This window comes from Nitratireductor sp. GZWM139, from assembly GCF_030068685.1.
Taxonomy (GTDB): Bacteria; Pseudomonadota; Alphaproteobacteria; order Rhizobiales; family Rhizobiaceae; genus Nitratireductor; species Nitratireductor aquimarinus.
On the sequence record NZ_JAMQML010000067.1, the window covers coordinates 1 to 495 of the forward strand.

Consider the following 495-nt stretch of genomic DNA (forward strand, 5'->3'; position numbering starts at 1 on the left):
TCCACGGGCGAGCTTGCATCCAGAGCCGCGCAGCTTCAGGGGGCGCAGGCCATCGTTCTTGCCCCCGGCCTGCGTTCGCCGGCAGCCACGCTGGCGGGGCTTCGCGCCACCGGCGCATTGCCGGCCAGCGCGCTCATCCTCGCCACGCCCGACTTTCCGCCCGGTCCCGCAGGCGCAGGCGTTCTCATGTGCCGTGTCGACCAGCTGGCCGTCGGCGAGATTACCGAGCGCTTCCGCACCGAATTCGGCAGGGCCATGTCGCGGGATGCGGCCTATGGTTTCGATGCCGCAGCCCTCGCCATCGGCATCGCCCGCGCCAGAGGGGCTGCCGGGCTGACAAGCGGCACGCTCACCTCGCGCTCCGGCTTCCGGGGCGTGCTTGGCTCGTTCCGCTTCTCGTCATCGGGCGCGGTCGAGCGCAACTGCTCCATCTACCGGGTGGAGGGCAATGCCTTCAAAATGCATGATCCTGCGCCCAACGGCTTCTGATCTTGG

At 69.3% G+C, this 495-nt stretch carries 1 pseudogene; it reads left to right on the forward strand.

The features are described from left to right. Positions 1-489: pseudogene (locus NDI72_RS21950) on the forward strand (ABC transporter substrate-binding protein); the annotation flags it as partial. Positions 490-495 lie beyond the last annotated feature (6 nt).